Raw genomic sequence first — 20,551 nt, 5'->3', positions numbered from 1 at the left:
TGGTCGCCCCCGCCGAAACGATCTTGCCTGACGTTCTGGCACGCACCCGGCCGATCGGACGCCGGACTGCGGGTCCGCAGCCGGTCCGGAGTGGACGGACACCGGGTGGCGACCCGGCTTCGACACCGCCGTCCGCCGGACCGGGTGCGCCGTCCGCCGGACCAGGCCCCGGCGGACGGCGCAGCTCGTGGGTGCGGTCCGGCAGCACGCAGGCTCCGGCCGGCGGTGCGCCGGGGGCGCGGGATCAGGCGTCGGCGCGGTACGCGGTCCGGCCGCCGTACTCGACCGCCGTGACCCGGCCGGTGGAGTCGCGGACGAACCGGGCGGCCCTCTTGCTGGTGTCGGCGGCCCTGGCCACCACGTCGTCGGCCACGAACACGACCTCGGCGGCGGGTGGCAGGTCACCCAGCTCGCCGGTCACCACCAGGCGCAGCCACAGGCCGCCGTCGCGGGCGGTGAACTCGAACGCGAGGTCGCCCGTCGCGTAGGTGCCCGTGTACTCGGCCAGGTCCGGGCGCGGCAGGGCCGGTGCGGCCGGCACCGGCGGCACGCCCACCAGGTGCTCCAGGCACCAGTCGACCACCCTGGGCCCCAGCGCCGAACCGCCGGCGCTGTTGGTCAGCACGGTGACGGCGAACCGCTCGGCGGGCAGCGTGACGAACTCCGACACCTGGATGTTGCTGACGTTGCCCCCGTGGCGCACCAGCTCCGCGTCGCCGTGGCGGGTGCGCAGCCAGCTCAGCCCGACCTGCTCGAACGGCGACGCCGCCGGGCGCTGCGGCTCGAACAGCGCGTTCCGGGCGGCCTCGCCGAACGGCGCGGTGCCCTTCGTCTCGCCCAGCAGGAAGAACCGCGCCCAGCGGAGCTGGTCGCGCGCCGAGGACCACAGGCCACCGGCCGCCGCCGCCGAGCGCGGCAGGCCGGGGGTGTGCGCGACGACGGGCGAACCGTCCCGGAACGCGTGGCCGACGCTGTGCCGGCGGGTGAACACCTCCCACGGCAGGAACAGCGAGTCGTCCATGCCCAGCGGCTCCAGCAGGCGCGTGCGCACCAGGTCCTCGTAGAGCTGCCCGGACACCACCTCGGCCACGCGGCCGGCGAGCATGAAGCCGCTGTTGCTGTAGGAGAAGACCTCGCCCACGGGGAAGACCTGCGGGAGGTCGGCGAGCGCGGCGACGGCGGCGGCGAGCGCGTCGGAGCCCCAGCCGGTCTCGATGTCCACGTCGCCCAGGAACCCGCCGGTGTGCGTGAGCAGGTGGCGCGAGGTCACCCGGCTCCGCGCGGCCGGGTCCGCCAGCACCAGGTCGGGGAGGTACTCCACGACGGGCGCGTCGAGGTCCAGCAGGCCGTCCTCGACCAGCGCCAGGACCGCTGCGGCGGTGAACGTCTTGGTGGTCGAGCCGACCATGAACAGCGTGTCGCCGTCCACCGGCAGCGGGGCGTCCACACTGGAGACCCCCGTGGCGGCGACCGACTCCTCGCCGTCGTGCAGGACGCCGACCACGGCGCCGGGCACACCGGCCTCCTGCGCCCACCGGTCGAGCGACGACTGCAGTTCCCCGAGCGATCGCGGCATTCCGGTCACCTTTCAGGTGGTCCTGGTGCGGACCCGTGCCATCGTCCACCGCGCCGGCCGCGCTCGGGATCATGCACCCCGACGAACATCCGCGAGCCGTTTCGTCACTTCCTCCGATGCGGCCCGGCCGGTCGCGCCCGCCGGGTCACGACCGCCGCTCCAGCTCGCTGAACGGGGTGGCCACGCCGTCGCGGGCGGTGCGCAGCGCGGTGTGCCGGCGGCGGACGAGCTGACCGACCGCCAGCACGCCGTAGAGCGCGGACAGGGCGATCACGACGACCCGGTTGGCGTCCTGGGGCAGCACGATGCTCGCGGTGAACTGGGCGGCGAACAGCGCGAAGAGGGTGACCGCCCCGCTGGTGGTCAGGGCCAGGTCGGTCAGGATGCTGATGGCGAACAGCGACTGCGCGGCGGTGATCAGCAGTTCCAGGCGCTGGTGGTCGTCCAGCGGCAGCCCGTCCCACCCGCCGCTGGACAGCGCGAACACCACCGGGATCGTGCCGACCAGCAGCGTCCACTGGTTGACCTTGCTGGACAGCAGGGTGCCCAGCGACCGCGACGCCATCAGGCGGGCGGCGTACAGGCAGGCCACGATCAGCTCCGGCGACTCGCTGGCCAGCGGCGCGACCCACTGCACGAGCAGGAACTCGTCCGCGCCCAGGCTGGTCCCGGTTTGCACGAGCCTGGTGGCGAAGTGCTCGGCGGTGGCCAGGATGACCAGGCCCGCGAACGCGAACAGCCCGGCCACCCACCACCGCCGCGCGGTGCGGGGCAGGCCGCCCACCCACGCCGACACGCCGAGCAGTTCCGGCTGCTCGACGGGCGCCTTGGACAGCCGCCACACGTAGGCGGCGAAGACGGCCACGAGCACGGCGCCGTCCACGATCGTCAGCGACGAGCGCAGCGGCAGGGTCAGCGAGTAGAGCGTGGCGATGCCGAGGAACACCACCTCGGCCGACATCAGCGGCGGCAGCGCCACCCGGCCCCGGTGGGTCGACTCGCTGTCGTGCTTCGCCCGCCGCACCGCGATGGCGGCGACGAGCACCACCAGCGGCCAGCCGATGCCGACCAGCACCCGGTTGGCCCCGGTCATGTTGGCCAGCGCCAGCGAGCACGGGTCGGCCTGCCCCGGGGGCGGTGTGCAGGTGCCCTGCTGCGCGTACTCCTGGCCGGCCTGGAACGTGAAGACCAGGTCGACGGCGTACTCCGGGAGCACCGCGACCAGTGCCAGCACCGCGAGCGCGAGCCCGGCGCTGACGTCGACCTGCGCGGCCTCGGCCGCCCACGACAGCACGAACGCGGCCCCGACGATGGCCAGGCCGAACACGGCGGCGGCGACCGGGTCGGGCAGTGCCGGGTGCGGCAGGCCGAGGTACTCGGCCGCGCCCAGGAGGGCACCGGGCAGGGCGGTCGCCGCCGCGAGCAGCAGCCTGCGGGGGAACGCGGGGCGTTCAGCGGACAAGGCGCGACCTCCGGCGTGGGGTGTACTGCGGAATCCACGCGGGGAGTACCCACTCGTCGGCGGTTGCGGCGCGTGCGGGGGTGAACAGTCGGGTGAAGCGCGGTGGGCCGTCCGGACGCGGGTGGTCAGGCGGGGTCCTCGTCCGCTGCGGGGCTCGCGGTGGCCGGGGCGTCGGCCCACAGCAGGTGGCGGACCTCCGGCGGGCCGGAGGCCAGCGCGCGGGCGGCCTCCTCGACCTCCACGTCCGTGCCGGTGCCGCGTTCGAGGTGTTGGCGCAGGTGCTCCCGCCAGGTCGCCACGGTGAAGGTCTCCAGGTAGGTGTCGGGCTCCTCCAGGTCGCGGAACAGGCCCCACAGCGTCGCCCCGGTGCGCCTGCGGGACCGGCCGACCTTGCTCATCGCCTCGACGAACGCCGCCGCGTCCGGCTCGTCGACCCGCCACCGCACGGTCACCAGCACCGGCCCGCGCTCGACGTCGGGCAGTTGCGGCGGCGCGTCCCACAGTCCCGCCGGGGACGTGTCGAGCTGCCGCTCGGTCAGCGGCAGCGCCCGCGCCGCCACGGCCACCACCAGCACCATGGCCACCGCCGGCACGACCAGCGCGCCGCGCACGCCCAGCACGTCGGCGACGGTGCCCCAGACCAGCGCGCCGACGGCCTGACCGCCCATGAACACGAGCTGGTAGTACGCCAGAGCCCGGGCCCGGGTCCACGCCGGGAGCAGCACCTGCGCGGTGGCGTTGAGGGTGGACAGCACGGCGATCCAGCCCGCGCCGGCCACCAGCATCGCGGGCACCGCGACCAGCGGCGACGAGGTGAGCGCGGCGAGCGCGAGCGCCGCCGCGTAGGCGCAGGTGGCGAGGGTGATCAGCAGGTTCTTCCCGGTCCGGCGCAGCAGCCGGGGCACGACGAACGCGCCGCCGATCGCGCCGACGCCGACGCTGCCCAGCAGCACGCCGTAGCCGCCCGCGCCCAGCCCGAGCGGGCCGCGCGCGAGGGCGGGCAGCAGCGCCCACAACGCGCTGCCGAACACGACGAACAGCACCGACCGCACCAGCACCCGCCGGAACAGCGGGGCGCTGCGCACGTACCGCGCGCCGGTCCGCACGGCGGTGGTCACGTGCTCCGCGCCCAGCGGCCGGTGGTCCGAGGGCCGCCGCCACCGCCACAGCACCAGCAGCACGCCGAGGAACGAGACGGTGTTGAACGCGAACGCGGCCTCCGGGCCGGCCGCCGCGATCAGCACGCCGCCCAGCGCGGGCCCGATGGCGCGGCCGACGTTCATGTTCACGCCGTTGAGCAGCGCCGCCCGGGGGATCTCCTCGCGCGGCACCAACTCGGGCTGGATCGCCTGGAACGACGGCATCGCCAACGCCTGGCCGACGCCCATGAGCGCGATCAGCGCCAGCAGCGACGCGGGTGTCGCGCCGCCGGCCGCCGTGAGCAGGGCCAGCCCCGCCGCGCCGGCGAGCATCAGCGACTGGCCGCCGATCAGCACGTGCCGCCGGTCCAGGATGTCGCCCACCGCCCCGGACGGGACGACCAGCAGGAACACCGGCACGGTGGTGGCCGCCTGGACCAGCGCCACCTCCAGCGCGCCGCCGCCCAGGTCGCCCATCAGCCACTGCGCGCCCACGGTCTGCGCCCACGTGCCGATGTTGGACGCGAACTGCGCCAGCCACAACGCGCGGTAGGCCCGCCGCCGCAACGGGGCCCACGCCGAATCACCGCTCACGCCGACCTCCGCCCAGCCCGCCACCGCACTGCCGCGCGATCAGTCAAACACCCGGAACCCGGCCCGTGCGCTCACGGGGCGTGCGGGGCGACCTCCTGTGCCCAGAACTCGAAGAACCGCTCCTGGTCCGGGCCGATCTGCTGGACGTACACCTCGTCGTAGCCCGCGTCCGCGTACGCGCGCAGGGTGTCGAGGTAGCGTCGCGGGTCAGGGCCGGTCGGCACCGCCCCGGCCACCGCCTCCTCCGTCACCAGGGTCGACGCCTGCTCGAAGTGGCGCGGGGTCGGCAGCACCTGGGCCAGCTCGCCGGGCAGGTGCTCGCTCGGCCACAGCCGCCGCGCGGTCCGGACGCCCTCCTCCTCCGTCGGAGCGTGGCAGACCTTGAACCCGCCCTGGGCCGGCCCGACGCCGCCGGACTCCCGGTAGGTGGCGATCAGGTCGCCGTCCGGCTTGGTGCTGCACAGCCCGTCGCCGATCCGGCCCGCGAGCTTGGCCGCCTTCGGGCCGAACGCCGACACGTAAATGGGCACCGGTCGGTCGGGCAGCGTGTAGAGCCGGGCGTTCTCGACGGTGTAGTGCTCGCCGTGGTGGTCGACCTCGTCGCCGGTGTGCAGCGCGCGGATGACCGCGACCGCCTCCTCCAGCATCTCCAGCCGCACCGGGGCGGGCGGCCACGCGTCGCCGAGGATGTGCTCGTTGAGCGCCTCCCCCGACCCGACGCCGAGGGCGAACCGGCCCTCGCACTGCACGGCGGCCGTGGCGGCGGCCTGGGCGATGATCGCCGGGTGGACGCGGGTCGTGGGGCAGGTGACCGCCGTGGTGATCGGCAGCCGGGTCCGCTCCGAGAGGGCGCCGATCACCGACCAGACGAACGGGCTCTGGCCCTGCTCGGCGATCCAGGGGTGGAAGTGGTCGGAGATCCACAGCCGCTCGAACCCGGCCTCGGCCGCCCACTGGGCCTGCCGGACCAGCTCGCGCGGCCCGAACTCCTCGCACGACAGGAAGTACCCGGTGCTGACCATGGTGGGCGACCGCCTGTTCTCACGCCGGGATGGGGTTGGCCGCCAGCGCGGACGCCACGGCGTGCAGGTTGGCCGCCATGGTCCGGCCGGTGTTCGCCGCCCACTCGTGGCCCTCGTCGGTCTCCGAGTAGGACTTGCCGGGACCGGGGCCCCGGTTCCAGTACGTCCACGCCTGGCCGGGGATCGTGTAGCCGATGTCGCCCAGGCCGCCGGCGACCTCGCTGATCACGTGGTGCGCGCCGTCCTCGTTGCCGGTCACGACGACCCCGGCCACCCGGTTGTAGGCCACCGGGCGGTCCTGGTCGTCGGTCTCGGAGATCATCGCGTCCATCCGCTCCAGCACCCGCTGCGCGATCGAGGACGGGCGGCCCACCCACGTCGGCGTGGCGACCACCAGGATCTCGGCCCGGAGCAGCTCGTCGTGGATGCGCGGCCACTCGTCGCCGTCGCCCAGGTCGGTCACCACGCCCGGCGGCACGGAGTGGTCGGCGACCCGGAACTCCACCACCTCGACCTGCTTGGCACGCAGCTCGTCCACGACCACCCGCGCCAGCGAGTCCGTGTTCGACGGCTCCGGCGACTTCTTCAGAGTGCAGTTCAACAGCACGGCACGCATCCGCGCACCTCCCCTTCCTCGGCGGTGCCCCGGTTACCCGGCCCGAGCCCGGTCAACCCCCGGGCCACCTGACCGGGTGGTCGTCCGCGCTCGTCCCGAGGGCAACCGGGCCGGCGGCGGCTCCGATTGCCGGTTGGTCCGACCGGGGGTTTCATTGCTCCGACAGGGTGACCGAGCCCACCTACCAAATCGGTTGGAAGACCGACCGGATCGGTTGGTGACTGCGTACCGTGGCAACCATGGCACGTCCACTGCGCCTCCAGGTCGACGAGCAGATCCTCGACCGCGCCGCCGGGCTGTTCGCGCGGCACGGGTTCGCGCAGACCTCGCTCCAGGCGCTCGCCGACGCCGCCGGTCTGTCCAAAGCGGGCCTGCTGCACCACTACCCGAGCAAGGACGCCCTGTTCGCGGCAGCGGTCGAACTCGGTCGGGAGCAGAGCGCGGAACTGCTGGAGCGGGTGCGGGTGCTGCCGGTCGGGGCCGAGCGGGACCGGCGGGCCGTGGCGCTGCTGGTCGACTTCGCCCTGGCCCGGCCCGGCCTGATCGCGCTCGCGTCCCGGGCCATCAGCACGCTGGGCGCCGGTGCCGAGGTCGACCCCCGGGACCGGGGGCTGGACGGCATCGACCGGCTGGTCTTCGCGCTCTTCGGCGTCGACCCGGAGGCGGGCGGCACCGAGCGGCTGGTCCGGGTCGTCGGGATGCTCAGCGCCCTCGCCGTGCTCAGCCTGGCCGCCGGCCACGGCGGCGTCGCCGCCGAGTGGCGCCCGCACATCATCACGACCTGCCTCGACGCGCTCGGTCACCGCGACCCGGGCCCCGTTCCGTCCGACCGCTCCCAGGTGAGGGTTTGATCCCCATGGCTCGTCTGCTCTACCGGCTCGGCTCCGCCGCCTTCCACCGCCGGGTCGTCGTCCTGCTGGTGTGGCTGGTGGTGCTGGTCGGCTCGGCCGTCGGCGCGCTCACGCTGGCCGGCTCGACCTCCACCACGTTCTCCATCCCCGGCCAGGAGTCCACCACCGCCCTGGACAAGATCGGCGAGCAGTTCGGCGGCGGGGGCGCGACGGCCCGCGTCGTGGTCGCGCCGCCCGAGGGGCAGCAGGTGGTCACCCCGGACAACGCGGCGAAGATCACCGCGCTGGTCGGCCGGCTCGGCGAGCTGCCCGGAGTGGTCTCGGCGAGCAACCCGCTCGACCCCAAGGCCCCGTCCGTCAACGCCGACCGGGACCTGGCCTACAGCACGGTCACCTACGACGCGAAGGTCGGCGAGGTCACCGAGGCGCAGCGCACCGCGCTGACCGACGCCGTCGCCGAGGCCCGCGCGGGCGGCTGGACCGCCGAGGTGACCGGCGAGGCCGTGCAGGCGCCCCCGCACGTCGGCGGCGTCGTCGAGGTGGTCGGCGTCGTCATCGCCCTGGCGATCCTCGCGCTCACCTACGGCTCGCTGGTGATGGCCGGGATGAACCTGCTGACCGCCGCCGTGGGCGTCGGCATCGGCACGCTCGGCATCACCATCGCCACCGGGTTCCTGGAGCTGTCCTCCACGACCCCGATCCTGGCCGCCATGCTGGGCCTGGCGGTGGGCATCGACTACGCGCTGTTCATCATCAACCGCTACCGGCAGGAGCTGCGGCGCGGCCGGGACGTCGGCGACGCGATCGGCACCGCCGTGGGCACCGCCGGGTCGGCCGTGGTCACCGCCGGCCTCACCGTGGTCATCGCCCTGGCGGGCCTGGCCGTGGTCGGCATCCCGTTCCTGACCCAGATGGGCATCGCCGCCGCCGGGACCATCGTCGTGGCCGTGCTCGTGGCCATCACGCTCGTGCCGGCGGTGCTCGGCTTCCTCGGCCGGCGGGCCCTGCCGCGCAAGCAGCGCGACACCACCGAGGAGCACCGCGAGCGCGGGTTCTTCCGGGGCTGGGGCGGCACCGTGGTGCGCCGGCGGGTCGCGGCGCTGCTGCTGTCGGTGGTCGCGCTGGGCGTGATCGCCGTCCCGGTCGCGTCGATGCAGACCACGCTCGTGCAGACCCCGCCCGGCGACAGCAGCCAGGCCCGCGCGCAGCAGATGCTGTCCGACGGCTTCGGCGAGGGCTTCAACGGCCCGCTGCTGGTCCTGTTCGAGGGTGCCGGTTCGGTGCCGGCCGCGACTTCGGCCGCCCAGGAGTTCGCCGACGTCGAGGACGTCGCCGTCGTCGCGCCGCCCGTGCCGAAGCCGGACGGCAGCGCCGCCCTGCTGACCGTCGTCCCCGAGTCCGGCCCCACCTCCGCCGCCACCGAGAAGCTCGTCGCCGACCTGCGCGAGCGTTTGGCCGACACGCAGGGCGCCACCGCCTACGTGACCGGCGCGACCGCCGTGAGCGTCGACGTGGCCGTCGCGCTGGATGAGGCGCTGCCGGTCTACCTGGCGCTGGTCGTCGGCCTGGCGCTGGTCCTGCTAGTGCTGGTGTTCCGGTCGCTGCTCGTGCCGCTGGTCGGCGTGCTGGGCTTCCTGCTCACCATCGGGGCTTCCCTCGGCGCGACCGTCGCGGTGTTCCAGTGGGGGTGGCTGACCGGCGCGGTCAACCTCGACACCACCGGGCCGCTGATCAGCCTCACCCCGATCCTGGTGATCGGCATCCTGTTCGGCCTGGCCATGGACTACCAGATCTTCCTGGTGTCCCGGATGCACGAGGCGCACCACCGGGGCGCCGCGCCGCACACCGCCATCACCACCGGCTTCCGCCAGGCCGCGCCGGTCGTCGTGGCCGCCGCGCTGATCATGTTCTCGGTGTTCGCGGGCTTCGTCCCGTTCGGCGAGCCGACCATCAAGTCCATCGCCTTCGCCCTGGCCATCGGCATCCTGGTGGACGCCTTCGTGGTCCGCATGGTCCTGGTGCCGGCGGCCCTGGCCCTGCTCGGCGACAAGGCGTGGTGGCTGCCGAGGTGGCTGCGGTGGCTGCCGGAACTCGACGTGGAGGGCACCGCCCTGGACGAGCACCCCCGACGGGAGGACCGGGCGGCGGTCGACGTCAACCGCTGACCGCGTCGCGGTGACGCCCCCCGTTCGGGGCGTCACCGCTGTCGTTGCCCGGTTCAGAGCCGGTGGAAGTTCGAGTAGTGGTCGTCGGTGTACCAGGCGGTGCGGGTCTCGTGGTTGACGACGATCCGGTGCGCGTCGCGCTGGGTGCCGCAGGGGCGCGGGTAGACGTCGAACTCGCGGTAGGTGCCCCGCTCCTCGTCGGGCAGTTGGTCGTCCCGGTTGCGGTAGGTCCCGCCGCCCGTGTAGCACTGGTCGTCCGGCAGGACGTTGGTGACCCGGCGCGGCGGCAGGCCCTCGGCCGCCCAGTAGTCGAACGCCACGCGGGCGTCCGAGCACCCCAGCCGCACGCAGTGGTCGAACACCTCGGCCGAGGCCGGGGCGGTGGTCACGCCCGCCACCGCGGCGAAGGCCAACGCCAGCGCGGACAGCGCGCGCTTGCCGGGACGAGTGGACATCGGCGCACCTCTCGATCGGGAACGCCCACAGTGTTCGACCCGGACGCCGCGCCCGCCGGGCGTCCGGCCCCGCTCACCCGACCGAGCGGGCCCACTCACCCGACAGGGGTGCGTGGCCGAGGCCCGGCGCGCGGCGGCTGCCCGGTGCCGGGAGCGCCTATCCTGGCGGGGACCGCCGGCAGAGGAGTTCGCGATGACCACACCCCAGGGTGACGACCGGAACGCGGCGGGCGACGCCGACGTGGTGGACGCCGAGATCGTGCCGGACGCCGGGACGCCCGCCCTCCCGAGCCCCGTGCCGCCGCCCGCCGTGGCGCCGGACTACTCCGACGACGGCGTCCCGAGCTTCGACTACGTCCGCGAGCGGATCGAGAACCGCTTCCACACCGCGCCCGCCGAGGTCGACCTGGCCGGGCTGGGCGGCAGCGGCCCCACCGCCGACTCGCTGGACGCCCAGCGGGCCAAGCGCGACGAGGCCGCCCGCGCCAAGCTCGCCGAGATCCGCCGCTCCCTGGGCCAGGGCTGAGTCCCCGCCGTCGCTCCCGGACGCCGTCACTCCCGGATGCCGTCACTCCTGGATGCCGTCACTCCTGGACGGGGCCGCCCAGCGCGCGCGGCAGGGTGCGCTCCATCTCCGTCGCCAGCTTCTCCAGCGCCAGCCGGGCGAGCGGTGCGCCGAACCGGGCCGCGCCGTGGAACTCGACGTGCGAGCGGTACTCGACCGCGCTGGTGCCGGGGTGCGGTCCGGGCGTGATCGCGATGTCGTCGGTGGCGGTGGCCGTCCGGTTCGCGCCGACGAACTGCAAGTGGTCCGGGTCGTCGCGGGTCAGCTCGTAGACCAGTTCCACGCGGCGGCCCAGGAACGTCGTCGCGTTGTCCCAGCGGGTGCCGACCTCGACCGGGCCGGGTGCCACGGGCGCGCAGGACACCGTGCCGGGGTCCCACTCCTCGGCGTGGGCGAAGTCGCGCAGGTACTCGTGCACCGCCTCGGGCGGGGTGCGCACGAGGAAGGTCCGGCCCACCTCGACGCCCGCCCGGTCGGTGCGCGCGGACAGCGCGCCGCTCGCCGCGTCGAGGCGGATCTCCTGCACGAGCCGGGCCTGCGCCCGCGCCCGGTCCAGCAGGCCGTCGAAGGTGTCGGCGTCGGGCAGCGTGCGCAGGGCCTGCCACAGCGCCGCCTTGCCCTCGATGCCGAGCTCCAGCGCTTCCAGCTCCACCAGGTCGCTCAGCGGCGAGCGGGTGACCAGCGCGCCGTTGAGCTTGAGCCGGCCCGCCAGTTCACCCAACCGGCCCAGCGCGACCTTGTGCCGCCGCACGGGCACCCCGCGTTCCGCCATGACCCGCAGGAGCGCGGCGCGGTCCTCCGCCAGCTCGCGGACCAGGCCGCGCAGGCGGGGTTCGGTGCGGGCCGCGCGGCGGGCCAGCTCGACGTTCGCCGTCGCGCCGGCGAGGTGGTCGTTGAGGTAGACGCCCAGGTAGGTGCTCGTGCCGGAGGACTTCGCGGGATCGCTCGCGGGCCCGTCCTGCCGGCCGGGGTCGTCGTCCCGGTCCCGGCTGTCGTGGTCGACCACTCGGGGTCCCTCCTCGGTGTGGTCCTGCGGGCCGCCGTCGGCTCCGCCAGGGTGCGCCCGCAGGGGCCGCCCGGCCCGGGTACCCGGATCGGGTCGATGTCATCCCCGTTCGTGCGAGCGGTGCCACGCGGAGTTCACGGACCCGACCGGCGCGGCAGGGGTCCCACGGCTCGGCAGGCGGCCGACCGCGACTGTCTACACCAGACTGATCCAGTAGTCCCAGAAAGCCGCCAGCACCAGGGCGACGAGCACGGCGTACCAGAGCACCGGCACCACGCTGTGCACCCGGCGCAGCGGCGCGAGGGCGGGCCACGCGTCCAAGGCCGTGTACCAGAACAGCGGGATGGTCACGATCCACACGACCAGGCAGTACGGGCACAGCGCGTGGATGTCGTACAGGCTGGCCGCGATCAGCCAGTGCACGAACACCACGCCCAGCGCGGTGCCGGCGTTGAGCGCGACCCGGTACCACCGGGGCGGCTGGAAGCCCGCCAGCACCGCGACACCGGTCGTCACGAGGGCGGCGAACGCGGCGATCCCGATCACCGGGTTGGGGAAGCCGAACGCCGACGCCTGCGCGCTGTCCATCACCGAACCGCACGACACCACCGGGTTCAGCGAGCACGTCGGCACGTGGTCGGGGTCGCGCAGGGTCGCGATCTTCTCCAGCAGCAGCGCCGCCGAGGCGAGCAGGCCCAGTGCGCCGCCGACGACGAGCAGCCGGGCCAGGGCACGGCTCATCGGGCCAGTTCCTCGTCCACCCTGGCCCGCAGCTCGCGCTCGACGTCGCCCAGGCTGCGCCCCTTCGCCCGGAACTGCTCGCCGTTCACGAACAGCGTCGGGGTGCTGGTGACGCCCAGCGAGCGGGCGTCGGCGACGTCCCGGTCGAGGATCGCGCGCAGGTCCGGTGACGCCACGTCGGCGCGGAACCGCGCCAGGTCCAGGCCGGCGGCGGTGGCGTACTGCTCGAACTTCGCGGTGGCCGCCGCCTGGTCGGTGGCGACGGACCGGCCGTCGAGCGCCCACGCGTCGTAGTCGCCGTAGAGGGCGTGGTACATCTCGGCGTACTTGCCCTGCCGGCCGGCGGCTTCGGCGGCGAGGGCGGCGGGCACCGCGAGCGGGTGCGCCTCCAGGGGCAGGTTGCGCGGGACGAACGTGATGCGCCCCTGGTAGTCCTGCTCCAGCTTCTTGGTGACCTCGGTGTAGTACGACGAGCACGCCGGGCACTGGAAGTCCACGAACTCGACCACGGTGACCTTGTCGCCGTCGGCCCGGGACAGGGTGTGGGCGTCGGCCGGGCGCAGCGCGCTGCCGAGGGGCGTTCCGGCCGATCCCCGGTTGGTGAGCAGCACTCCCCCGACCACCGCGACGGCGACCACGACGACCGCGACGGTCAGGAGCACGTTGAGGGACGGGCCGCGCCGGGCGGTCACCGGGTTGTGGGACTTGCGGGACATCGGGGCGGCCACCTCGGGTCGGGGACGGGGGTCGGCGGGCGTCGGGGCACCGGCTAGTTAGTCGGATGCCGAGGGGACTGGTTCCCGGCAGCGCTTCACCCTTTCGTGCGACAAGTGGTAATCCGGCGGCCGGACGGGTGGCGGCCACCGCCCCCGGGCGCTCCGGCAGCGGACGCCGTGCTCGCCCGGCCGGTGCGACCGCATCCCGTCCGAACCGGCCACCAGGACGGCCGACCGCGAGCACACTGGGAGCCGACCCCCGGCCGCCGGGCCGACCCACGGGGTCGCGGCACGGGGGTGGGGCGTGGGGGTTCTCCGAGGAGTCGGCCTGTTATGCGTGGCGTTCGCGCTGGGCGCGTGCACCGGGGGCGGGGCGGCTCCGCCGTCGTCCGGGCCGTCGTCCGGGACACCGGCACAGGCCCTGGCGAAGAGGCTGGAGCAGCACGTCGGCTCGTTGGACCGGCTGGGCTTCCGGGGCGTGGTCGAGGTGCACCGGGACGGGGAACTGCTGCTGTCCCGGGCGTTCGGGCCGGCCGAGGTCTCCACCACCCGGCCGAACACGCCCGCCACCCGGTTCCGCATCGGGTCGGTCACCAAGCAGGTGACCGCGCTCGCCCTGCTCGTGCTGGAGGAGCGCGGCGCGCTCCGGCTGACCGACCCGCTGTGCGCCCACCTGCCGGGGTGCCCGCCGGAGTGGGCGGCGATCGCGGTGGGGCACCTGCTCGACCACACCTCGGGGCTGGTGAACTACCTCGCCCTGCCGCGCGAGCAGCTCGTCACCCTGCTCGGCGACCGGCCCTCGCACCTCGAACTGGTGCACCGGATGCGGTCCTGGCCGCTCACCCGGCCGCCCGGCACCGAGTTCGAGTACAGCAACACCGGGTACGTGGCCGCCGGCGCGCTGATCGAGCACCTGTCCGGCGAGTCGTACGAGTCGTTCCTGCGGCGCACCGTCCTGGACCCGCTCGGGATGGGCGCGACGACCACCGCCTGGGACGAGACCGACCCGGCCGGGCGCGCGGTCGGCTACACCGACGCCACCACGCCCGCCGACCTCACCTCGTTCCCGCGCTACTCCGACGGCTCGCTGTCCTCCACCACGGCGGACCTGCACCGCTGGAACACCTTCCTGCTCACCGCGAACCCGCCGCTGGTCACCCGCGCCACCCTCGACCGGATGACCACCCCGAACCCGGCCGTGAAGAACGCCGGCGACCCCTACGGCTACGGCCTGCAACTGCATAAGGTCGGCTCGGAGACCTCGGTCGAGCACAGCGGCGGCCTGCCCGGGTTCCTCACCTACAACGGTTTCCACCGGGGGACCAGGTCCTCGGTCACCGTGGTCTCCAACCTGGGCACGACCGACCCGGACAACATCGGGCACGGCCTGATGGACCTCGCCGCCCGCCGCTGACCCCGGCCGGGCGGGCACCGGTCCGGCCGGCGTGAGGTGGGCCACCACGGCGGGCGGGAACGGCCGGGCGGGTGCTGTGCTGGGGTGGTTTCCGGTCTCAGCGGGGAGTGGCGTCGTGGGCGAAGTGGACATCCGGGTGGAGCGCGGCGTCGGCCGCATCACGTTGAACCGGCCGGAGGCGATCAACGCGCTGACCCACTCCATGGTGCTGGAGGTCGACGCGGCGCTGGTCGCGTGGGCGGCCGACGACGGCGTGCGCTCGGTGCTGCTCGACGGTGCCGGCGACCGGGGGCTGTGCGCGGGCGGCGACATCCGGGCCGTGCACCGGGACGCCGACGCGGGCGGCACTGCCACGCCCGGGTTCTGGGCCGACGAGTACCGGATGAACGCCCGGGTCGCCCGGTTCCCCAAGCCCTACGTCGCCCTGATGGACGGGGTGGTGATGGGCGGCGGCGTCGGGGTGTCGGCGCACGGGTCGGTGCGGGTGGTCACCGAGCGGACTCGGCTCGCCATGCCGGAGGTCGCCATCGGGCTCTCGCCCGACGTCGGCGGCACCTACCTGCTGTCCCGCGCGCCCGGCGAGCTGGGCACCTGGGCGGCGCTCACCGCCGGGGTGCTGTCGGCCGCCGACGCGATCCACTGCGGGCTGGCGGACTTCCTGGTGCCCGCCGACCGGCTGGACGCGCTGCGCGCCGGGGCCGACGTCGCCGACCTCGCCGTCCCGGCCGGCCCGTCCCCGCTCGCCGCGCGGCGGGACTGGATCGACGCGTGCTTCTCGGCCGACTCGGTGGAGGAGGTCGTGCGGCGGCTGGAGCGGCACGGCCAGGCCGCCACGGCGGAGGAGGTGCTCGCCAAGTCGCCCACCGCGCTGAAGGTCGCGCTGGCCGCTCTGCGCCGGGCCCGCGCGTTGCCCGACCTGGAGTCGGTGCTGGAGCAGGAGTACCGGGTGTCGGTGGCGTGCCTGCGCGACCACGACCTGGTCGAGGGCATCCGGGCCCGGGTGGTCGACAAGGACCGGTCGCCGCGCTGGTCGCCCGCCGCGCTGTCCGGCGTGGACGACGCCGCCGTGGCGGCGCACTTCGCGGAGCCGGCCGTCCCGTTCCACCTGCCCCGGCCCTGACCGACCGCTGCCGCGCCGGGAACGCGGCCGTCGCCGCGCCGGCCCCGGCCGCCGGTGTCGCGCCGGGAACGCGACCGTCCCCGCCCCCGGCCCCGACCACCGGTGCCGCGTCAGGAGCCCGGGGCGAGCAGGCCGACCGGGTTCAGCCGCCACCGGCCCGCGTGTTCCACCGCCGCGTAGCGCGCCCGCGCGCCCCGGTCGTCGGACACCTCGACGGTCCGGTCGCGCACCGCCACCCGCCACCGGCCCTCGTGCGGCAGCTCCGCCTGGCCCGCCAGGAACTCCGCGACCGGTCGGGCGTCGCCGGAGACCGGGCCGCCGACCAGGTCTTCGAGGGCCGCCGCGTCCCGCGCGTTGAGCGCCTCCTCCAGCGACCGGGCCAGGGCCGGGGCATCGGCCGCGCCCGCCGGCGGCTCGTCGGCGATCGACGTGACGACGAGCACCAGCCAGACCACCCCGACCACGACCAGCGCGAGGCGCAGCAGCCTGGTGACGGGGTGGCTCTCCGGACCTGGCCGCGCGGACACTCGGGCACCTCCTCGGCGTGCCCGGCCGCACGTTCGGCCCGGCCGGACCCGACTGTAGATCGCCGGCGGCCGGCCGGGCGAGCGAACGGGGCGCAGCCCACGCGCGCGGGCGGGCCCGCCGGTTCAGGGCAGCTCGACGATGATCTTGCCGCGCACCCCGCCCTGCTCGAACGCGCGGTGCGCGGCGGCGACCTCGGCCAGCGGGAACACCCGGTCGACCCGGGGTTCGACCGCGCCCGCCGCGACCCACCGGCCGAGTTCGGCGAACAGCGGCGTGGTCGGGTTGCCGCTGAAGCCGCGCACCCAGCGGTCGCGGCGCGGGGCGTGCAGCGCGATGTGGCCCAGCGAGCGGACCGGGTGGTCGAGGTCGAACGCGATCGCCACCATCCGCCCGCCCGGGGCGAGCAGCCGGCGGAACGCGGGCAGGTCGGTGCCGACCGCGTCCAGGACGACGTCGAAGCGGCCCAGCTCGCCGGGCGCGCGGTAGTCGACGGCCCGGTCCGCGCCCAGTTCACGCGCGAGGTCCAGGGTGGACGCCCCGGCCAGCGCGGTGACGTGCGCGCCCATCGCCTTCCCGAGCTGGACGGCGACGTGCCCGACGCCGCCGGTCGCGCCGCGCACGAGCAGCCGCTCGCCGGGCGCGAGCGCCGCCTTGTCGCGCAGCGCGGTGATCGCGGTGGTCCCGGAGGGCAGCGCGGCGGCCCGGACCGCGTCGAGTCCGGCCGGGACGTGGTCGAGGCGGTCCGCGCGCACCGCGACGTACTCGGCGGCCGACCCGAGCCGGCGCCCCACCAGCCCCCACACCAGGTCGCCGGCCGCGAACCGGCCGGTCGCCGAGACGACCTCGCCGACCAGGTCGACGCCCACCCGCCGGGGGAACCGCCGCCCGGTCAGCAGCCGCAGCCGGCCGGACCGCACCGCCGCCTCGCCGCCGTTCACCGAGACCGCCCGCACCCGCACGAGCACCTCGCCGGGCTGCGGTCGCGGCACGGGCGCGGTGGTCACGGTCAGCACTTCGGGAGGCCCGTACCGGTCGAAGGTCGCCAGTCGCATCGTCGTGGGAGTCATGCCCCACTACTAGCGCCGGAACCGGGCGGATCGGCGCAAGTGGGAGGTGCTGCTCCGACATCGCCTCGCTTGCGCGCCGCGCCGCCCGCTCGTGTTCGGGCCGTCTTCGGTGGCCGGACCGACGCGGCAGCCGCCGACAGGCTGCGGTGCCCACCAGGGTGCGTCCTCCACGGTGAACGCCTGGAGTCAAATGCAGACCTTTCGCTACGCTCCGGACGGCCGCCGCACCCCCGTCCCGGCACGTGATCTCGGATGCGCCAGTGGTTCGGCTCCTCGGCACGTCCGGCACGTCGGCGGGAACCGGTCACCCGAGATGAGGTCGCATGGGCAACGCCGAGGCCAACCCGAACCCGTCGCTCCCGATATCCCGCCGGACCCTGTTACAGGGAACCGGGCTCGCGCTCGGCGGCACGGCCCTGGTCAACGGGACCGCCGACGCGCACCCACCGGGCGTGCCGGTCCCGGGCCCCGGCAGCCCGGTGCGCCGGATCCCGGTACCCGAGCAGGTTCCGGCCACCCAGGGCTGGTTCCAGGTGCCCGGGGCGCGGCTGTGGTACTGGGACACCGGCGGGCCCGGTGAGCCGGTGGTCCTGCTGCACGCCCTGAGCGGCAGTGGCGAGAGCTGGCCGTACCAGCAGTCGTACCTCGCCCGTGCGGGGTACCGGGTCATCGGCTACTCGCGTCGGGGGTACACCAACTCGCCGGTGCAGGACCCGGACGACCCGAGGACCGGCATCGAGGACCTGCACGACCTCGTGGACTTCCTGGGGATCAAGAAGTTCCACGTCGTCGGCGTCGCCGGTGGCGGCTGGTACGCGATGGACTACGCGCTCAACCACCCGGACCGGCTGCACAGCCTGGTGATCGGCGCGTGCGTGCTCCAGGTCCGGGAGCAGGACTACCAGGACATGGTGGAGCGGTTGCGGGCACCCGAGGTCGACGCGCTGCCCGTCCACTTCCGGGAGTTGGGCCCGGCCTACCGCGCGACCGACCCGGACGGTGTCGCCAGGTGGCTGGACATCCACCACCGGGCCGGGTCCGGCGGGATCATCCAGCCCAGGGCGACTTCGCTGAGCTGGGCCGTGATCGAACGCCTCGCCGTGCCCACCCTGCTGCTGTGGGGTGACGCCGACCCGTTCACCTCACCGCCGGTGCAGCGCCTGCTGGCCGGGCACTTCCGCAGGGTGCGCACGGTGGTGGCCAACGAGTGCGGGCACAACGTCCACTGGGAACGGTCGGACGTGACCAACCCCGTGCTGCTGAACTTCTTCCGGGCCAACCGGCACTGACCACCCGGGCGCACGGAGTGATCCGATCGAGCCCGTCGAACGCGTCGCACCGCCCGCCAGAAGGGCGATCCGGCTGCCCGGCGTTCAGCGGGCGGTCGGATCGTCCGGGTACCGCCGGATCAGTGCCGTGGTGCGGACCGCCTCGTCGGTATCCCCGGCGGCGGCCGCCGCCCGGTTGCCGCACATGTGCGCAGCACTCCGTGCAGTTCTTTGTCGGCGACCATTCGAGACATGGATCCTAGCGGACGAGGTTCCAGAGGTACCAGGCGTGGAGCGTCTCGTAGGCGTTCTCCTGTCGAACGGCACGGTGGTCAAGTCACGTTGGAATCGATGGGTTCCTCCATGGGCAACGTCGCCGGTTCGGGCAATCACCAGCCCGGCCCCTGCTAGTCCTGGCTGCACGGTTCGGCCACGGGAGACCCGGCAGGGGCGGCCCCCTGCGAGGACCTCCTCTCGATCGCTCGTTCCAGTGCAACCAGCTTGCGGGCGGCTTCGTTAAGGCTGGTCTCTGGCACTCGGACTTCGCCGAGCCGGCCGTTGAGGCTGGCTGCCCGGATGCGGTCGCGGAGGTCGGCGATGATCGCGACCAGGCATGGGTGGGCTCGGGAGTCGACGCGGAGGCTGGACATCGGATGCAGGCTTCTCTGAACCAGCCATGCGGACGTGCACTGGTCAGCGTCGTCTTGACGGTCAACCCTGATTTCTTAGGATCGTGGTCAACGCCTCGCCGACCTCTTCGATAAGAGTGGGTTGCAGTCGTTGAATTGTCCGCGGCGACCGATTCAGTTCCTTTGCTACTACTTCGCGACGCTCGGCAAGCGATTTCACCCGCAAATCCTTGGTGATGCCGAAGAGGACGCGGGCTGTCCATCTGCGAGTCTCGTCGGCAAGGGTGCCGATGGCCCGATCCACGAGTTCAAGGACTTCGTCCATTGTCAGCCTGTCGTCGTCGGTCCAGGATTTTGTGGATGGCTTACGTATGAGTAGTGTCTGATGGTTGAAATAGCTGCGGGAGCGCATGAGCGATTTCAGTTCGAGTTCGACTCCTGCCGAAGTCATGTCACCGACGCGACTGAATTGTTCTGGAAATTCTTCCGATTCAACCGGACGGGTGGCAGTGTGCTGAGCTTTCTTGGCATCTCGCCAAAGCGGCAGAAAGTCGCGTGGTTCGCGCCCTAAGTACCTGATCAATGCTGACGCATTGTCCCAGTTGGAGATCCGGGGGCCGTTGAGCATGTTGTTCACGGTTCCCTGACTCATCACCGTTCTCCTGTTCTTGCCAAGTGCGGCGGCGATCGCGCGACCACTGGGAAGTCCTTGACTTTCCCACAGCTCGTTGAGCTTCTCGAAGAACAGACGTTGAGGCCCTGGCGGCAGCCTCTTCCAAGCATCTCGCGGCACGGTACCTCCCTGGGTGTTCAACGGTGCCGCTCCCATTGAACACCACTTCGCGCCTCGGCCTGCCGCTCGACGGGCTGTTCAATGTTGTCCATCCGTGTTCAAACATGTTCAGTGGGTGTGACCGATGCGTCTTCGTTGCCACAGCCTTGAGAGGACCGCAGCACTTATCCAGCAGCTTTCCCGAGTCTCCCGATGAGTGCCGCACCACTCTCACTGGAAGGAAAGCGTCAGCATGACCAACTAGAAGTTCACCGGCGCAATCGATCTCCGGACGACAGTGATCTTGGTGACTGCGGCCGTGGTCACTGTTCGACGGACCTATCGACGTTCAAGGCTTCCCACCAGTGGGTTGGCAGTGCTCGCTGGTGGTGCCTAGATCACCGGGTCGGCGGTGCCTTTCGACTGGGTCCTCAGGTATTTCGCCCGCGAATCGGCCCGATCAACGGCATTTCGAGTTCGACTGCTTCGATTTTTTCTGGAGCTTGCGGACCACTGAGGGGTGAACGCTCTATTCTCTTCGCCGATACGGCGCTGGAACAACAGCGGCATGGGTGGGTTCCAGACGCGCTCGTGGACGTCGTAGGACGGCACCAACGGCAAGGCCCCGATCGGCCTGCTGGAGCGCTTCGGGCACACCGTGGTCGACGCCGACCAGGTCGTACTGCGCAGCGACGTCGGGCATGTGCCGCCCGAACAGGACCTGCCCCGTGGCCGGATCGCCCGGCCCGCCGGGGTTGATCATCAGCACTCCGCGCCGGCGGGCCCGCGCGGGTCGCGGTGGTCGACCGGCACAGCCGGTTCGCCGCACTGCGCGCCGGCAGCAC

General features: G+C 73.5%; 18 protein-coding genes. 6 read left to right on the top strand and 12 right to left on the bottom strand.

Annotation, left to right across the window (positions count from 1 at the left end):
* Positions 1–244: 244 nt before the first annotated feature.
* The 5 genes from AB0I60_RS08160 to AB0I60_RS08140 all read right to left on the bottom strand — a co-directional run bounded on the left by AB0I60_RS08160 (position 245) and on the right by AB0I60_RS08140 (position 6,409).
* Positions 245–1,576 (bottom strand): serine hydrolase domain-containing protein, encoded by a 1,332-nt coding sequence (locus tag AB0I60_RS08160; RefSeq protein ID WP_360726771.1) that lies wholly within the window; start codon positions 1,574–1,576, stop codon positions 245–247.
* A gap of 145 nt (positions 1,577–1,721) precedes the next feature.
* Positions 1,722–3,038: a sodium:proton exchanger gene (locus AB0I60_RS08155; protein ID WP_360726769.1), complete on the bottom strand. Its 1,317-nt coding sequence runs from the start codon at positions 3,036–3,038 to the stop codon at positions 1,722–1,724.
* A 125-nt stretch (positions 3,039–3,163) separates the two neighbouring features.
* Entirely contained in the window at positions 3,164–4,771 is a 1,608-nt protein-coding gene (locus AB0I60_RS08150) for an MFS transporter (RefSeq protein ID WP_360726767.1), read from the bottom strand.
* Positions 4,772–4,842: 71 nt separating this feature from the next.
* On the bottom strand, positions 4,843–5,793 hold the full coding sequence (locus AB0I60_RS08145; protein ID WP_360726765.1) for a TIGR03557 family F420-dependent LLM class oxidoreductase: 951 nt from the start codon (positions 5,791–5,793) through the stop codon (positions 4,843–4,845).
* A 19-nt stretch (positions 5,794–5,812) separates the two neighbouring features.
* Entirely contained in the window at positions 5,813–6,409 is a 597-nt protein-coding gene (locus tag AB0I60_RS08140; protein ID WP_360726764.1) for an NAD(P)H-dependent oxidoreductase, read from the bottom strand.
* Between the two features lie 239 nt (positions 6,410–6,648).
* Between AB0I60_RS08140 and AB0I60_RS08135 the strand changes: the two genes are divergently transcribed.
* Positions 6,649–7,260 (top strand): helix-turn-helix domain-containing protein, encoded by a 612-nt coding sequence (locus AB0I60_RS08135; RefSeq protein WP_360726762.1) that lies wholly within the window; start codon positions 6,649–6,651, stop codon positions 7,258–7,260.
* A gap of 5 nt (positions 7,261–7,265) precedes the next feature.
* On the top strand, positions 7,266–9,425 hold the full coding sequence (locus tag AB0I60_RS08130) for an MMPL family transporter (RefSeq protein WP_360726760.1): 2,160 nt from the start codon (positions 7,266–7,268) through the stop codon (positions 9,423–9,425).
* Between the two features lie 53 nt (positions 9,426–9,478).
* On the opposite strand, the gene AB0I60_RS08125 is transcribed toward AB0I60_RS08130, so the two are convergent.
* Complete coding sequence (locus tag AB0I60_RS08125) at positions 9,479–9,880, bottom strand: ribonuclease domain-containing protein (RefSeq protein ID WP_360726758.1); 402 nt, start codon at positions 9,878–9,880, stop codon at positions 9,479–9,481.
* A gap of 193 nt (positions 9,881–10,073) precedes the next feature.
* Here AB0I60_RS08125 and AB0I60_RS08120 point away from each other — a divergent pair, with 193 nt between their 5' ends.
* Positions 10,074–10,406, top strand: a complete 333-nt coding sequence (locus AB0I60_RS08120; RefSeq protein WP_360726756.1) for a hypothetical protein — start codon at positions 10,074–10,076, stop codon at positions 10,404–10,406.
* Between the two features lie 58 nt (positions 10,407–10,464).
* On the opposite strand, the gene AB0I60_RS08115 is transcribed toward AB0I60_RS08120, so the two are convergent.
* The 3 genes from AB0I60_RS08115 to AB0I60_RS08105 form a co-directional block, all read right to left on the bottom strand.
* Entirely contained in the window at positions 10,465–11,451 is a 987-nt protein-coding gene (locus tag AB0I60_RS08115; RefSeq protein WP_360726755.1) for an SRPBCC family protein, read from the bottom strand.
* Between the two features lie 195 nt (positions 11,452–11,646).
* Positions 11,647–12,192: a vitamin K epoxide reductase family protein gene (locus AB0I60_RS08110; RefSeq protein WP_360726753.1), complete on the bottom strand. Its 546-nt coding sequence runs from the start codon at positions 12,190–12,192 to the stop codon at positions 11,647–11,649.
* Positions 12,189–12,908, bottom strand: coding sequence for a thioredoxin domain-containing protein (locus AB0I60_RS08105; protein ID WP_360726751.1), 720 nt, complete (start codon positions 12,906–12,908; stop codon positions 12,189–12,191). Before AB0I60_RS08105 ends, AB0I60_RS08110 begins: the two co-directional genes overlap by 4 nt.
* 304 nt (positions 12,909–13,212) lie before the next feature.
* Between AB0I60_RS08105 and AB0I60_RS08100 the strand changes: the two genes are divergently transcribed.
* Both AB0I60_RS08100 and AB0I60_RS08095 read left to right on the top strand, forming a co-directional pair.
* Positions 13,213–14,322, top strand: a complete 1,110-nt coding sequence (locus AB0I60_RS08100) for a serine hydrolase domain-containing protein (RefSeq protein WP_360726749.1) — start codon at positions 13,213–13,215, stop codon at positions 14,320–14,322.
* A 115-nt stretch (positions 14,323–14,437) separates the two neighbouring features.
* Complete coding sequence (locus AB0I60_RS08095; RefSeq protein ID WP_360726747.1) at positions 14,438–15,442, top strand: enoyl-CoA hydratase/isomerase family protein; 1,005 nt, start codon at positions 14,438–14,440, stop codon at positions 15,440–15,442.
* Positions 15,443–15,552: 110 nt separating this feature from the next.
* Here AB0I60_RS08095 and AB0I60_RS08090 read toward each other — a convergent pair whose 3' ends face one another.
* Complete coding sequence (locus AB0I60_RS08090; RefSeq protein ID WP_360726745.1) at positions 15,553–15,969, bottom strand: hypothetical protein; 417 nt, start codon at positions 15,967–15,969, stop codon at positions 15,553–15,555.
* A gap of 123 nt (positions 15,970–16,092) precedes the next feature.
* Entirely contained in the window at positions 16,093–17,037 is a 945-nt protein-coding gene (locus tag AB0I60_RS08085) for an NAD(P)-dependent alcohol dehydrogenase (RefSeq protein WP_360726744.1), read from the bottom strand.
* A gap of 323 nt (positions 17,038–17,360) precedes the next feature.
* On the opposite strand from AB0I60_RS08085, the gene AB0I60_RS08080 reads away from it, so the two are divergent.
* A complete protein-coding gene (locus AB0I60_RS08080; RefSeq protein WP_360726742.1) occupies positions 17,361–18,326 on the top strand; it encodes an alpha/beta hydrolase in 966 nt (321 codons plus the stop codon).
* A 690-nt stretch (positions 18,327–19,016) separates the two neighbouring features.
* On the opposite strand, the gene AB0I60_RS08075 is transcribed toward AB0I60_RS08080, so the two are convergent.
* Positions 19,017–19,727: a hypothetical protein gene (locus tag AB0I60_RS08075; RefSeq protein WP_360726740.1), complete on the bottom strand. Its 711-nt coding sequence runs from the start codon at positions 19,725–19,727 to the stop codon at positions 19,017–19,019.
* Between the last annotated feature and the right edge of the window lie 824 nt (positions 19,728–20,551).

The sequence above is a fragment of the Actinosynnema sp. NPDC050436 genome, assembly GCF_040655415.1.
In the GTDB taxonomy this organism is placed as follows: Bacteria; Actinomycetota; Actinomycetes; order Mycobacteriales; family Pseudonocardiaceae; genus Actinosynnema.
This window is presented reverse-complemented; position numbering and strand designations above follow the sequence as displayed.

Bases quoted from the DNA above. Each gene is read 5' to 3' on its own strand.
- AB0I60_RS08160 (WP_360726771.1), bottom strand. From the start codon at position 1,576: ATGCCGCGATCGCTCGGGGAACTGCAGTCGTCGCTCGACCGGTGGGCG.
- AB0I60_RS08145 (WP_360726765.1), bottom strand. From the start codon at position 5,793: ATGGTCAGCACCGGGTACTTCCTGTCGTGCGAGGAGTTCGGGCCGCGC.
- AB0I60_RS08140 (WP_360726764.1), bottom strand. From the start codon at position 6,409: ATGCGTGCCGTGCTGTTGAACTGCACTCTGAAGAAGTCGCCGGAGCCG.
- AB0I60_RS08135 (WP_360726762.1), top strand. From the start codon at position 6,649: ATGGCACGTCCACTGCGCCTCCAGGTCGACGAGCAGATCCTCGACCGC.
- AB0I60_RS08130 (WP_360726760.1), top strand. From the start codon at position 7,266: ATGGCTCGTCTGCTCTACCGGCTCGGCTCCGCCGCCTTCCACCGCCGG.
- AB0I60_RS08125 (WP_360726758.1), bottom strand. From the start codon at position 9,880: ATGTCCACTCGTCCCGGCAAGCGCGCGCTGTCCGCGCTGGCGTTGGCC.
- AB0I60_RS08120 (WP_360726756.1), top strand. From the start codon at position 10,074: ATGACCACACCCCAGGGTGACGACCGGAACGCGGCGGGCGACGCCGAC.
- AB0I60_RS08110 (WP_360726753.1), bottom strand. From the start codon at position 12,192: ATGAGCCGTGCCCTGGCCCGGCTGCTCGTCGTCGGCGGCGCACTGGGC.
- AB0I60_RS08105 (WP_360726751.1), bottom strand. From the start codon at position 12,908: ATGTCCCGCAAGTCCCACAACCCGGTGACCGCCCGGCGCGGCCCGTCC.
- AB0I60_RS08085 (WP_360726744.1), bottom strand. From the start codon at position 17,037: ATGACTCCCACGACGATGCGACTGGCGACCTTCGACCGGTACGGGCCT.
- AB0I60_RS08080 (WP_360726742.1), top strand. From the start codon at position 17,361: ATGGGCAACGCCGAGGCCAACCCGAACCCGTCGCTCCCGATATCCCGC.